General features: G+C 42.1%; 9 protein-coding genes. 6 read left to right on the top strand and 3 right to left on the bottom strand.

The features are described from left to right. Nucleotides 1-598 precede the first annotated feature (598 nt). The 5 genes from pssA (at nt 599) to ACROAE_RS12185 (ending at nt 6,016) form a co-directional block, all read left to right on the top strand. Nucleotides 599-1,939, top strand: coding sequence for a CDP-diacylglycerol--serine O-phosphatidyltransferase (gene pssA / locus ACROAE_RS12205; protein WP_432402150.1), 1,341 nt, complete (start codon nt 599-601; stop codon nt 1,937-1,939). A gap of 82 nt (nt 1,940-2,021) precedes the next feature. Further along, nucleotides 2,022-2,831: a tRNA-uridine aminocarboxypropyltransferase gene (locus ACROAE_RS12200; RefSeq protein ID WP_432402077.1), complete on the top strand. Its 810-nt coding sequence runs from the start codon at nt 2,022-2,024 to the stop codon at nt 2,829-2,831. A 233-nt stretch (nt 2,832-3,064) separates the two neighbouring features. Beyond that, nucleotides 3,065-3,424: a hypothetical protein gene (locus tag ACROAE_RS12195; RefSeq protein ID WP_432402075.1), complete on the top strand. Its 360-nt coding sequence runs from the start codon at nt 3,065-3,067 to the stop codon at nt 3,422-3,424. Nucleotides 3,425-3,731: 307 nt separating this feature from the next. After that, nucleotides 3,732-5,744, top strand: coding sequence for a RecQ family ATP-dependent DNA helicase (locus ACROAE_RS12190; RefSeq protein WP_432402073.1), 2,013 nt, complete (start codon nt 3,732-3,734; stop codon nt 5,742-5,744). Further along, nucleotides 5,741-6,016 (top strand): hypothetical protein, encoded by a 276-nt coding sequence (locus tag ACROAE_RS12185; protein ID WP_432402071.1) that lies wholly within the window; start codon nt 5,741-5,743, stop codon nt 6,014-6,016. Before ACROAE_RS12190 ends, ACROAE_RS12185 begins: the two co-directional genes overlap by 4 nt. 414 nt (nt 6,017-6,430) lie before the next feature. Here ACROAE_RS12185 and eco read toward each other — a convergent pair whose 3' ends face one another. Then, nucleotides 6,431-6,982, bottom strand: coding sequence for a serine protease inhibitor ecotin (gene eco / locus ACROAE_RS12180; RefSeq protein ID WP_432402069.1), 552 nt, complete (start codon nt 6,980-6,982; stop codon nt 6,431-6,433). Nucleotides 6,983-7,262: 280 nt separating this feature from the next. On the opposite strand from eco, the gene ACROAE_RS12175 reads away from it, so the two are divergent. Continuing rightward, a complete protein-coding gene (locus ACROAE_RS12175; RefSeq protein ID WP_432402067.1) occupies nt 7,263-8,285 on the top strand; it encodes a GGDEF domain-containing protein in 1,023 nt (340 codons plus the stop codon). A 107-nt stretch (nt 8,286-8,392) separates the two neighbouring features. Here ACROAE_RS12175 and ACROAE_RS12170 read toward each other — a convergent pair whose 3' ends face one another. Both ACROAE_RS12170 and ACROAE_RS12165 read right to left on the bottom strand, forming a co-directional pair. Further along, nucleotides 8,393-11,104 carry a bifunctional acetate--CoA ligase family protein/GNAT family N-acetyltransferase gene (locus ACROAE_RS12170; RefSeq protein ID WP_432402065.1) on the bottom strand — a complete coding sequence of 904 codons (2,712 nt, stop codon included), beginning with the start codon at nt 11,102-11,104 and terminating at the stop codon, nt 8,393-8,395. 187 nt (nt 11,105-11,291) lie between these two features. Beyond that, complete coding sequence (locus tag ACROAE_RS12165) at nt 11,292-14,480, bottom strand: efflux RND transporter permease subunit (protein ID WP_432402063.1); 3,189 nt, start codon at nt 14,478-14,480, stop codon at nt 11,292-11,294.

The following is a 14,480-nucleotide window of genomic DNA, read 5'->3' as shown; positions in this document are numbered from 1 at the left end:
TTTGTTAACGTGCAACTTAGTCAATGTGCAATTATGATCAATGCTTTACACAGTTTAGGTATTTTAGCGTAACAAATTATTCGCTGATACGACTATTGCACCCACAGCTTAAATATATTGCCGCAATATGCGTAAACCTATTCCATTTATGCTTACCTTTGGGTGTCGTTAGCTAAAATGTCGTATTTTGAATCACAAAGGGCATGTTGCAAGTGGATACCGCTGTGCAGTTAGTCAGCAGATTGGTAATTATTTAACGCTGTTGTATTTATTTTAGCCAAAGAAAGCCATTAAAACCGCCCTAAAGGAAGAAACATCTTGCTCATCACCTTGTTAGTCGGTAATTTCTATCAGCTAAATTATGCGTCAAAGACATGTTTTACTTGTGCTGCTTCTCTATTAAGCCCAATGAACCTGAAAATAAACCACGCTTTAGCTTATGATAGACGTTGTGTCAGGTTTGATAAAACGGATACCAATATCACATAGAAAAAGCACCAGTGCTTTAGTTGATTAAAACACACGATATCGAAATATCACCGCCCACATAATCATAACGATAGGCTGTGAAGTTTGTTATTTTGCTCATCACATTATGATGAGCACTCATTTTAAGGAGGATGCCTTGCTGGATAAGTTAGGTGGTATTGCGCTAAAAGCTGATGCTGTAACTTGGTTACTTAACCCCCAAGATTTTAAACAAGCATTATTAGCTAGAATTGCGTCAGCAACATCTTCAATTTACATTGCAGCTTTATACGTTGAAGACGATGAAGCCGGGCGTGAAGTGTTGCATGCGTTGTTAGCCGCTAAAGCGCGCCAACCAGATTTAGACATCAAAGTATTAGTGGATTACCATCGTGCTCGTCGTGGTTTAATTGGCCATAAAGGCGACAGTGGTAATTACATTATGTACCGCAATTTGATGGCCGAAGCATCTCATCCTTTTGACATTATTGGTGTGCCTGTAAAATCGCGCGAGTTCATGGGGGTGTTACACCTTAAGGGCTTTATTATTGACGACGCGGTGATATACAGTGGCGCGAGTATCAATAATATTTATTTGCAGCAAAAAGACAAATACCGTTTTGATCGTTATCACCTAATTGAATGTGCTGAATTGGCGCGCAGCATGCGAGATATGATCAAGCAAGATATCGTCAACGACTCTGCTGTGTGCGTATTGACCCAGCCATTAGAAAGCGAATGCAACCCAGAAAAGCAAGACATTAAGAGCTTTAAGCATCGACTGTCTCAAGCGCATTATCAATACAAAACCACCACAGTGGGAAATCGTGTTACCCCATTGTTAGGTCTAGGGCGCAAAAACAATTTACTTAACGACACTGTGATTAAGTTGGTTGAAAGCGCGAAACAACAATTGTTTATTTGCACGCCTTATTTTAACCCGCCAGCAATTTTAAGCCGAGCGTTAGCTAAGCATCTGCGCGAGGGTAAAAAGATTGATATTGTTGTCGGCGACAAAACAGCTAATGACTTTTATATTCCCCCTGAGCAAGACTTTTCTACCATTGGCGCTCTGCCATACATGTATGAGCAGTCGTTACGTAAATTTGCGAAACGTCAGCAATGGGCCATCGAAAATGGACAGTTAAACATACATTTGTGGAAAGATGGCATTAACAGTTTTCACTTAAAGGGCATCAGTGCAGATAACCGCAAACACCTGATTACGGGCTCTAATCTTAATCCTAGAGCATGGGCATTAGATTTAGAAAATGGCCTGTTATTGCATGATGAGTCGGGCAGTTGGAAAGAATCGTTTATTGCTGAACAGCAACATATCTTGTTGCACACTGAGCGACTGTTCCACTACAGCCAGATTGATACCTTACACAAATACCCTAAGCCGGTAAAAAAGGTTATGAATCGTATCCGTCGTTTAAAAGCTGACTTTTTACTGCGTCGTATTCTATAATCTCCGCTACAGCACAGTTGCTTATCCAACTTCCTTCACCACTCTAACGAGTGGTGAAATTTTTTTCACATCAGAGCGTTATATGAATCCTGTTGTTAATTCAAAAGCAAAAGCACCACTCCATGCGGTTCATCGCTTGCACGCTTATCGAAAATCATTGTCGACTAAGCCCTTTGGTGCGCGGGGGAAAAAGCTTATTCGCTGTGAATTATGTTTGTTGGGTGAATTGTTTTGTACCTGCGAGCATCGTCAATATTTGGCAACGCAAGTGAGTTTTATGCTGCTGATGTACAATGATGAGGTGTTAAAACCGACCAATAGTGGCCGTCTTATTGCCGATCTGATCCCTGACACCCATGCCTTTTTATGGACACGCACTGATATCGACCAACAGATGTTGGCGTTGTTAGCCGATGAGCGCTATCAACCGTACTTAGTGTTCCCGCAACAATATATTGAAAACCAGCAGCCTATCGTGAATCAAATTTTGCCAGACAATCTACTTCAAGCTAACGGTAAGATGAAAACCCCATTATTAGTGATGCTCGACGGCAGTTGGCGTGAAGCGATTAAAATGTTCCGTAAAAGCCCTTATTTGCATCAAATGCCGGTATTGTCATTTGCCCCAGAAACGCTAGCGACTTATGCATTACGCAAAGGTAGTCATGATTTTCAATTAGGCACCGCGGAAGTGGCATCATTGGCATTAACGGCGGCGCAAGAACCACAAAATGGTGCGGCGCTGTCTGCTTGGTTTGATTTATTTGTCGAATCATCATTGCTCGGTCGTAATCGCCGTGCAAAAGAGACCTTAACGCCCATTGCTCATTACATTAGTGCATTTACGGATGCACTTGCCGCAAGCCAAACACAAACGCTTTGTGATGAATAAATACCATGTGGTATTTGCATATTATTGATTTTTACGGGATGCTAAATAACGGTTAACGTGGCTTATGAGTGTTGCTGCTTTACTTTTGTCAGGGATTAATCGCATCATATAAAGCCGCCGATTTTTTTAGCTTACTCAAACAGTTTGCTTACGTACTACCGTTTAGCGACCAGTGTAAAAGTTGGATAGGGTAAATTGTCTCATCATTTGTTTAAGGATTATGTCACGATATTATGGAAGACTTGCTTAAAAGTACTCAGCAATACAGCCCGCAAAAGTTACTCATACTCTTTCGGCTTGAGCCTGGTTGTTTAGGGCCAGATGGCGTTGATCATATCGACACCTTTTGTCAGCTTGCTGAGCGCACGTTAACTCACCTCAATGCCGATGTTTGTCAGTGGTTTATTTCACCTCGTTTTGATAAATCATTAGTTGAGATCCAATATAGTCTTGCCGGCAAAGTCTTACCTCGCGACAAAGCGCTTAAATTTGTGCAATCGTTTGAGCAAAGCCTCGATACCCTGGAAGAGCGTTTTGAAGACAAGCTCACGCAGTTGATTAATCAATATATTGCCCGTAAACAGGCGCCATAAAGGCAAACCGCTATCAAGTGGCTAATGCAACCAGAATGCAATCAGAATGCAATCAGAACGCAATCAGAACGCAATCAGAATGCAATCAGAATGCAATAAAAGTGCAGCCACACAATGTAATACCAGCACCATGCTCTAATACCTGTATCATAAAGTAAGACCCGAAATGATACCAAGTGTGGATGAGCAGAGATGCCTGATATTAAAAATACGGCAGTAGCAACGATGTCGTCTCAATTTACGCTAACTATTTTATTTGTTAACCCTATGCAGTTTTGGGTTTCATCACCTCTCATAGGGATTATTTATGTCAACCAGTGACACTATTCATCTTGGCGATACAGCAACGTTAAACGATGCAAATCTGCACCAATTACTGCAACAACAATTTGGTTTCGATCAATTTAGACCCGGTCAACAAGCTGCGATAGAAACCATTTTATCGGGCCATTCAGCGCTAGCGATTTTTCCTACAGGTTCCGGTAAGTCTTTGTGTTATCAGTTTTGTGCACAACAGTTGCCTAATCTAACCTTAGTTATTTCACCTTTACTGGCATTAATGAAAGATCAGCTGGCATTTTTAGCCAGCAAAGGCATTGCCGCCGCCAGTATTGATTCAAGCTTAACTTATGAGCAAACCCAACAAGTCATGCGGGATATACGCGACAATCGCACCCGGATTTTAATGGTGTCGGTTGAACGTTTTAAGAACGAACGCTTTAGGCAATTTCTGCACTCTGTGGCAATTTCTTTATTAGTGGTTGATGAAGCGCATTGTATTTCAGAATGGGGGCATAACTTTCGTCCAGATTATTTAAAAATTCCGCAGTTTTGTGAGGCATTCTCGATTCCACAAACCTTGTTATTAACCGCCACCGCCACAGAGCAAGTGAAGCACGATATGGCTTCGCGTTTTGGGCTTGAGCCGCACCATATTATTCAAACGGGTTTTTACCGACCGAATCTTGATTTATCCGTTGTTGCTGTAAGCCAGCAAGATAAAAATAATCATCTTGCGCACTATGTTAAGCATTTTACTGCTGATGGCAGCCCTGGCGCTGGCATTGTGTATGTTACCTTGCAGCAAACGGCAGAAGAGGTCGCGCAGTATTTAATCAGTGAAGGCGTGAATGCTCGCGCATATCATGCGGGTATGGAGCAAGATGCTCGCCAAGATATTCAGCAACAATTTATGGATAATCGCATACAAGTCATTGTCGCAACCATTGCATTTGGCATGGGCATCGACAAATCAGACATTCGCTTTGTGATGCATTATGACTTACCTAAATCGATTGAGAATTACAGCCAAGAGATCGGCAGAGCAGGGCGAGACGGTAATGTGTCGCATTGCATTACCTTGGCCAATCTTGATGGCTTAAATACGGTCGAAAACTTCGTCTATGGCGACACGCCAGAACCTGAAAGTATTGCTAATTTGTTGGATATTATTGCCAGCGAGACCGATCAAGGTCGTTGGGAAGTGCAAGAGTTATCCTTGTCTACCGCTTGTAATATCCGTACGTTGCCGCTTAAAACGTTATTTGTGCAATTAGAGCTGATGGATGTGATTAAGCCAAGTTTTGCTTATTTTGCCGACTTTAAATATCGCTTTGTTGAAGACAAGCAAGCAATACTCAATCGCTTCAATACTGAACGCCAAGTGTTTTTAAACAAAGTCTTTGAGCACACTCAGTTTAAAAAAATCTGGGGACAATTGGATTTTGACAGCTTGTATCAGCAATATGGTAGTGAACGTCAACGCGTGGTGGCCGCGCTAGAATATTTAGCCGAGCAGAATTTAATTATTCTTGAAACCAAAAAAATCACTCAGGTGTACAGTGTTAAACAACATGCCTTGAGTAGCGAATCGCAAAGAGTGCAATTGACGCAACAATTAGCGCAATACTTTAGCGGCAATGAGCATAAAGAAATTGTCCGTATTGGTAAACTGGTGGATTTTTTTGAGCTCGACACTTGCTTAAGTGCCGCATTAGCTCAATATTTTGATGATCAAGCAGCCCCCAAAACATGTGGCCATTGCAGTGTTTGTCGAGGCGAAATTGCGGTATTATCTAAACAGGCGTTGGTTTCATTACCAGATACGGCCAACGTTGCTGCACTGCTAGCGCCTCTTCACCAAGTGGCCCAAGCAAAATCGTTACCCACTGTGACCATCGCAACACAGGCTAAGTTTTTAGCAGGTATGGTGATGCCAAGGTTTAGCCGTATGAAGGTTAAACAATTAGCCGGCTTTGGTCGTTTTAGTGCTTATCGATATCAAGATATTCTGGATGCAGTTAAGAAGGTGAATTCATGAAACCCGTTCCTGAAGCATTATTAAAGAAACACGCCAATTTAGTGCAAACTGAAGGCGTGACTGTTATTTCTCATACTCAACGTGATACTAATGATTGGGTATTGCAAACCTTGATGATTGAAAATTGTGATGTTCCTTTCAAATACAAGCGTCCTAAACGGTTTAAGAGCTTGCAAGGGCAAAAGGTCAATTTAATTTATTATCCGTCAAAAGAAGTGGTTGCCGGCTTTGAAATTGAAATTATGCAAGTTGTGCGAGTGAGACGGTATTAGCGCGAGTTAATCTCAGTAAAGTCATAAGTGCTAATTGTCAGCGCCATTGAAGATAGAGTGATTGCTGCTTGAGCATCAATGGTGTGTCTAAAATGTTAGCAAGGCTTTACATTTCCTATCCCCAATCAACCTGAAGAGGCTCTGAAACATGCTTCTTAGGTTGATAGGCAATATACCCGTTCTGTTAATCTATTTTCTATATCAGCTTTGTATAGCCCGTTTAGTAGATTAATTCTGTAGTTCAATTGTATAGCCCGTTTTGTAGATTAATTCTGTAGCTCCATTTTATAGCCAGTTTTGTAGTTCCATTCTGTAATTCAATTCTGTAAAAATCAAATCCTATATCGATGAGCCTTATCAATGCAGTGCATTAGAGTCATGCCGCTTATTATCAATAGCTTATTTCGCAAATTATTAATCGCTAAATGTAAATTCACTGGCTGCGCGCCAAATGCGATAACGTAATTGCGCATCTTTAGGAAGATAAAATACTTTGGCTAAACGGCTGTCATACTCTTGAGTTATGGTGTTGTTAAGGCTGATGAATTGGGCCTTTTTAGCTTCTGTACACATCATTTTTGTACTTGGTCCTTGGATAATACTGTCAACTTGGTAGTAAGGATATCCCCAGCCTTCGAGCGTTAATGTGTGGATGTCACCCATTAGGTGCATTTTATTACAATCAACTAGCTTATTCTGGCCAATTTGAATTTCGATCAAATATTGAGATTCATCGTTAAGCTTTGGCAGGGTTAATATATGCTGCATCATGTTTTCTTTAGGGGCAGGGTACATCTTAGTGTTAGCTTGAGTTTTATAATTGTCATTGTCCATTACACTGGTTTGAATCACGAGCTGTTGTTGCACTTGTTCTACTTTTGGCATGGCGTAGCCAGTAAAAGAGGTACTGGCAGCCAAGACGCTGAGTCCAAATATCAATTGTTTTATGTGTATTGTTGTTTTCATGATTAATCAATTCCCTGTTATGGCAAAGGTTACATATGGGCTGTAATGATGTCTTGTTTAAACGGGTTTATTAATGTGTGCTTACATAGACATGAGTGCCATTATTAAACGACTCACTGTTTATAAACGTGGCGCTGTTGCAAAAGGGTTATTTTTACACTTATTTTAACATTAAAAGTTTGCTTAATATTAGCAACAACAATTGAGTTTACTTCATAAGTATGACATAACATACTGATAACCTTTGACACATTGCTTTTATCATAAGGTATCGTTCTCGATGCACAATAATCAAAACCTAGAACAAACCTCGCACATATTGCGTTTAGCGTTACCTAAAATGTCCGAGTTGGCAATTCCAGTGACACCGGAAAACTATGCCATTTGGTATGATTATTTTTCGGAGTCCAACCTTAATTTAAAACGTGCTATCGATGGGCTCATTGCCAATGATGTTAAGTTTACTCCAGAAGTTAATTTAGGATTATACAATCGCTTCATTGAGGAGCGTTCGCCTGAAATTATCGAAAACGTCCAAATAGAAACCCAAATATTGATCAATAGTTTGGTGCATAAAATTCAACAGCTGGGTGAAGGTACGGAGTCTTTTTCGACTAACCTCAGTGAGTTTGGCGTTAAATTGCAAACAAAGCCTGACGCAGACGAACTGAACCTCATTGTGTTGAGTATTGCGGCAGAAGTCGAACAAGTGATTGCCAGTAATCGTCATATGTCAACCAGTTTGGTGTCGTTGTCAGATGAAATTGCTAACCTCAAAAGTGAGATGGATAATTTGAGTAAGGTGGCGATGACAGATGAACTGACGTCGCTGAATAACCGCCGAGCTTATGAGCTGTTTGCTTCGGAGCAAATGACTAAATTTACCGATACGCAAACCGTGTGTAGTTTGTTGATGATAGACATCGATCATTTCAAATTGTTTAACGACACGTTTGGTCATCTTATTGGTGACAAAGTGCTAGCCTATGTGGCTTTAGCGATGAAACAAACAGTAAAAGGTGATGACTTGGTGGCGCGTTATGGCGGTGAAGAGTTTGTAGTGATGTTACCCAATGCCAAATTACATGATGCGGTCAACGTTGCCGAGAAAATCCGCGAGCGTATTTCGTTAAAACAATTGTCGATTGGCAAAGAAAAGAAACAAAATTTAGGCCATATTACGGTGTCGATAGGGGTGGCTACACTGCAAACCGGCGATGATGTCGATACCTTATTAGCCCGTGCAGACGAGCAACTTTATAAAGCGAAAGCCTCTGGTCGTAATTGCGTTAAATTTGCGTAACGTGCGATAAAGGGTGATTAAACGAACGAGGCCATCAATAACACTGATGGCCTCTTGCTATTTATTATTGCTTTTAATTTTTGTCATTTTATCGATACGACGGTTTATCACAGCGCTTGCTTGTCTTGGTTTTCTAAATCCATGTGCATTTTGATCAAGTGCTCTTCCATATCAAACGACACAGTAAACCCCAATGATTTAGCCAAGCTGGCCATATTGCGATTCTCGAACATAGTGAAACCGGTTAAATACAAGGTGTTGTTGTTTTTATAGTAAGAGATAAGCTTCTCTAACAATAACTTGCCTAAGCCAATGCCTTGATAATCACTGCGCACTGCCATGGCAAACTCAGCTTCGGTATTATCGGGGTCGATAGAGGCTCTTACTGCACCTAAGGTTAACTCTTCATCCTCAGCTGTCATGGTAGTGGCAATAAAGGCCATTTCGCGCGCATAATCGATTTGAGTCAATACAGCCATTTCTTCATGGGTCATGCGTGAACGCACCCCAAAGTAACGTTTGTACCTGTCTTCATCGCTAAGTGAGTTATCAAATTCTAAATGCTTAGGCTCATCTTCGGGCAATATTGGCCTAAGCATCACGGTTAAGCCGTTTTTAAGCGTTGAGGTTTGCTCTAATTCTTTTGGATAAGGCATGATGGCTAGACGACCAATGTTGTCTTGTGGGCTGTCATGCAAGCGCATATTCACGTCTAACAAGGTAATTTTTTCGCCAGCCGCTAATACTGGGTTGATGTCGATTTCGGCAATCTCAGGACAATCAATAATTAAGTGCGATATTTGAGTGAGCATCACACACAATGCGTTCATATCAAGGCCTAATGGCAAATGTCTGTCGCGCAACTTATTGGTTTTAAGCGCTTGGATCACCATATATCGTGCTAGGGCCATATTAAGTGGTGGTAGGGCAACGGCAGCATCGCGTGTTGGGTCCCATTCAGATCCGCCTTCACCTAAACAAATGGCGGGGCCAAATACCGGATCGTTTATGACCGACACCCGAATTTCTTGAGCGCCTGCTGTTAATGCCATTTTTTGAATGATTAAGCCATCTATCTTGGCATTAGGGTTAATTTGATGAACCCTGTCGATGATGGAGTGCGCTGCGTGACTGACATCTTCATCGGACGTTAAATTCAATACCACACCGTGTACATCAGATTTATACAGCAAATCAGGCGATTGGACTTTTAATGCCACTGGATAGCCGGCTTTATTGGCTACATTCACAGCTTCATCTACATCGCTAACAAACCAGGTATCAATGGTGTTTAAACCATAGGCTTTTAAAATATCGACGGCTTGATGTGTCTCAACCACGGTTTGCCCGCGATCGAGTGCTTGTTGTAATAGAGTTTTGGCAGCATTACGGTCGGCCGGAATGTTGTCTGGAATTGACAATGGCACTTCTTGCAACAGTTTTTGGTTACGACGATATTCAACCATGTGCATAAAGGCGCGCACTGCACCCTCTGGCGTACGGTAAGTTGGGATGCCTGCTTTAGTAAAACGTTTACGCCCAAGATAGGCGGAGTCTTCACCACTCCAATTAGTTAAAATATTCATTCTATGGCGATGAGGGTGTTGGCTAATGGTATCGATTAGGCTGCTGGCAATCTCTACGCTTTCAGACAATATTGACGGTGAATGCAACACTAAAATGGTATCTGCATCGTTACTTTTCATTAAAATATCTAATGTTTTAGCATAACGCTGGTGGTCAGCATCGCCAATCATGTCGATAGGGTTTTGTCTTGACCAGGTGTCGGGCAAAATTTTATTGAGCTCGTTGATGGTGTCTTCTGATAATTGCGCTAACTTGCCGCCTTTAATGATCAGCTCATCAGCAGCAAGTACAGCAGGGCCGCCGCCATTACTCATAATGACTAAACGCTCACCTTTTAATGAGGTTGAGTGGGCAAGGCTTTCAACAGCCGCAAACAGTTCAATTAAGTCGTTTACTCTTAACATACCCGCGCGGCGAAATGCGGCTTCATAGACGGCATCGTTACCGCCAATACCGCCAGTATGCAGCATGGCTGCTTTAACGCCTTCATGGCTGCGGCCAGACTTAATCACAAAAATGGGTTTGTTGCGCGAGGCTGCGCGAGCGGCGGATAAGAAATGACGTTTTTCATTGATTGAATCGATATAGAGCATAATCGCGCTGGTTTTACTGTCGCGACCTAAATAATCGAGTAACTCATCAAAGTCGATGTCAGTGGCGTCGCCGAGCGAAATAAATGAAGAAAAACCAATGCCTTTATTATTAGCCCAATCTAAAACCGTGGTGCAAATTGCCGCCGATTGTGACACAAAGGCAATTTTACCCGGTAAGGCGCCAACATGTGCCAAACTGGCATTTAAGCCAATCGATGGCAATATCATGCCTAAACTGTTTGGTCCCAGTAAACGCATCCCGTAGCGCTTGGCATATTGTTTGGTGAGTGTTAATAAATTATTGCCGTGTTCATCGGTTTGTGAAGCCATACCAGAAGCCATAATGATGGCGACTTTACAGCCAAATTGGGCTAAGCGTTCAACAATGCTAGGCACTTTTTGGGCATTGGTGCAGATAATCGCTAAGTCTGGCTTTATCGGCAATGCTTCAATATTGGGGTAGGCTAAAACCCCCATTACCGCGGTATATTTAGGCGTAACCGGCATTATCGGTCCTGAGAACCCACTGGATAATAGGTTTTTCATGACGCCTTTTCCGGCGCGCTTATTCCCGTTGGATGCACCAATCACGGCAACTGAAGTGGGCTTAAATAACGAGTGAATACTGCGCTGGCTCATGTTGGCGTCCTTTGGTTACAACCGATGATAATCAGATTAGCATATTTTCAATAAAATGATGCAGTTACTCGATATTATCGGGATTAATTTAATCGTTGTCATTTATCGCTAACGTCAGTGTTTATGTGTAGAGATAAAAAAGGGACCTTTTAGTAAGGTCCCTTAATGAATCTACAAACAGTAAGGCTTAATTTTGTTGAGATTCTTCTAGTGTTGCGTTAGTTGAACTCGGTGAATAAATTCCGATAATACGCGCCATTAACGCTTTAGTGTCTTCAATGGCAATGTATAAACATGGAATTAAACACAGGGTGACTACGGTGGCAAATAACACCCCAAATGCTAATGAGACCGCCATTGGAATAACCATTTGCGCCTGCATGCTGGTTTCAGCCATGATGGGCACCAAACCAATAAAGGTCGTTAATGAGGTCAACATAATGGCTCTAAAGCGTTTACAGCCAGCATTAAGCACAGCTAAACGCATCGGCACACCCGCTTTGCGCGAGTTGTTGACATAATCGACCATCACTAATGAGTCGTTTACCACAACCCCCGCAGCCGCAATAATCCCGAACATTGAAAGGGCACTCAAATCAATTCCCAAAATGATATGGCCCATAACAGAACCAATAACACCAAACGGGATCACTGACATAATCATTACCGGTTGAATATACGAGCGCAGCGGAATGGCCAATAAGCTGTAAATCACTAACATCGATAAGATGAAGTCGCGCACTTGCGTGTCTGCACTATCGAGCTGTTCTTGAATATTTCCTGACACTTCACTGCGCACTTGCGGATACTTTACCAACAGTTCGGGGATAAAGTTGTCGCGGATATCTTTTGCCAGTTTAAAAGGTTCAGCTTGTTCAGCGTCTACAGAGGCCCATACGTTAATGGTTCGGCTACCATTTTCACGTCGGATACTGTTTACGCCTTGAACCACCTTAATGTCAGCCACTTCAGATAATGGCAACTCAGTACCGTCAGCAGTTTTGATTAACACGTCTTGGACCAACGCAATTGAGTTACGTTGCTCTTCTGGGTAGCGAAGCATTACTTTGATTTCTTCGCCGTTACGGATAATACGCTGCGCTTCTAAGCCGTAAAAACTGTTACCTACTTGCGATGCAATATTGGCCAATGTTAGCCCAAGCACGCTCGCGAGCGGTTTCAACTGGAATTGGACTTCTTTGGCGCTAGATTGACGGCTGTCGTTAATATCGCTTACGCCTTTTAGGCCGTTAAGCTTTTGTTTTAATGCTAATGAAGCTGCCACAAGTTGCGCTTCGTTATTTCCTTCTAATCTAAAGCTAATGTCACCGTCTTCACGGCCACCACCCATTAAGCTGTCTTGAATGGTAAAAGACTTCACTCCAGGAATAAGCGGCATAGCCTGGCGCCATAACTCAGCTAACGCGAATGTGTCCATTGGACGCAGTTCAGGATCAACCAGTTTGGTCATCACTTCTGCGCTGGTTTGGCTACGAAGATCAACCTGCATATCAGAAATCATTCGTTGGCCGTATTCGTCTTCGACTTTTTTATCCACTTTATACAGCGTTTCTTCAATGGCCAATGCTGCCGCTAAGGTGGCTTTTTCTGATGCATCAACGTTCATTTCGATTGTAATGCGCGGGAAGTCGTGCGGAATTTTTGGCTGACCAATAAAACGCACTAAACCACCGCCATAAAGCCCGGCACAGACCATAATTAAACTGATAAAGACCATAATTACCGCGTAGCGATATTTAATGGCTATTTCTAACGATGGCCGATAAATGTTTTCAATGTATTTGGTTAAATTACGATCTACTTTGCCTTGAATAAAATTCACGCCGTTACGCAGCCAATCGAGAGGGTTCTTTGAACCAGCCTTGACTACCTTAGGTTTTTTCATGTGAGCCAAATGCGCGGGTAAAATCAATTTTGATTCAACAAGCGAGAATAACAAACATAAAATCACCACAAAGCCAATCGCTTGGCCGAAGGCCGATGACGGACCGTCGCCCATGGTAATAGGTAAAAATGCGGCAATGGTGGTTAATACACCAAAGGTGGCTGGCATAGCCACTTTTTGCACCCCGCGGATAACACTTTCAACACTTTGCCCGTGCTCTTCAGATTCGCTATGAGCACTTTCTCCCATGACAATCGCGTCGTCGACCACAATACCGAGCACTAAGATAAAGGCGAACAAACTGATGACGTTAATCGTGACATCAATAAATGCCATTGGCATAAACAGTAGGGTTCCTAAGAAACATACCGGTAACCCCATCATGACCCAAAAGGCTAAACGGACTCGTAAAAATAACGCTAACATGAGGAATACCAGCACGGCGCCACTTTTCATACTGTCTAGCATGAGATCTAAACGACCATCGAGGTAATATGTCATGTCAACCCAAGGTTCAAGTGTGACACCTTGTGGTAATGATTTTTGCTTTTTATCAACATAAGTACGGATAACGTCGGCAACGTCAGTAATACTTTGGTTTTTAGCTGCGCCGATAAAGAAGGTAACGGAGTTTTTACCGTTAAATTTAGAGTATTGTATTCCTTCTTGAAAACCGTCATTGACGACGGCTATATCACCTAAAGACAGCTTGGTACCATCATCTAGCGTTAACAATGGCAACTCTTCAAATTCGTAACCTACATATGCTTGGTTTTGAACTCGCAAGTTAATATAACCGTTTTCTGCTTTAATCTGCCCCGCAGACATATTGCGCGAATAGCCTTGAACCGCTTGAGCCACATCATTAAAGCTGAGCCCAAACTCGCGCAACTTATCTTTACTGACTTCAATACTGATTTCATAACCTAAACCACCGTAATATTCAGAGATATTCACGTTGGGCAGTTGCATGATTTCGTTATGAACTTTATCGCCTAAATCTTTCAATTGGCGCTCAGACATGTCGCCATACAAGCTTAAGTACATGACTTCTTGACGAAATTTAATTCGTTCAACTTTTGGCGGTTCCATGTCAGCTGGAAAGGTTGAAATTGAATCGATTTCTGATTTAATTTCGTCTAACACCACTAATGGGTCGTAAGACTCTTCAACCTGAAAATAGCCTTGAGCTATATTGCGGTTTGAGTAGGTAATTACCCGTTTTAACCCTTGAACGCTTTCAAGTGCCTGTTCAATCTTAATGGTAATGCCTTCTTCTACTTCTTGCGGGGCAGTACCAGGGTAAACGGCGCTAAATTCAATCCAGTTGATTTCAACTTCGGGAAAAAATTGTTTTCTAATTGTGCTGGCAGTTAATAATCCGCCCAGCAATATGATGATCATTAGCAAGTTCGCCGCCACACTGTTGCGGGCAAACCAGGCTATGAGTCCTTTATGAGTATCAGCCAT

It is taken from the genome of Shewanella sp. MF05960, from assembly GCF_050849305.1.
Classification (GTDB): domain Bacteria; phylum Pseudomonadota; class Gammaproteobacteria; order Enterobacterales; family Shewanellaceae; genus Shewanella.
The sequence above is the reverse complement of the archived record's forward strand: the minus strand, read 5'-3'. Positions and strand labels throughout refer to the sequence as shown.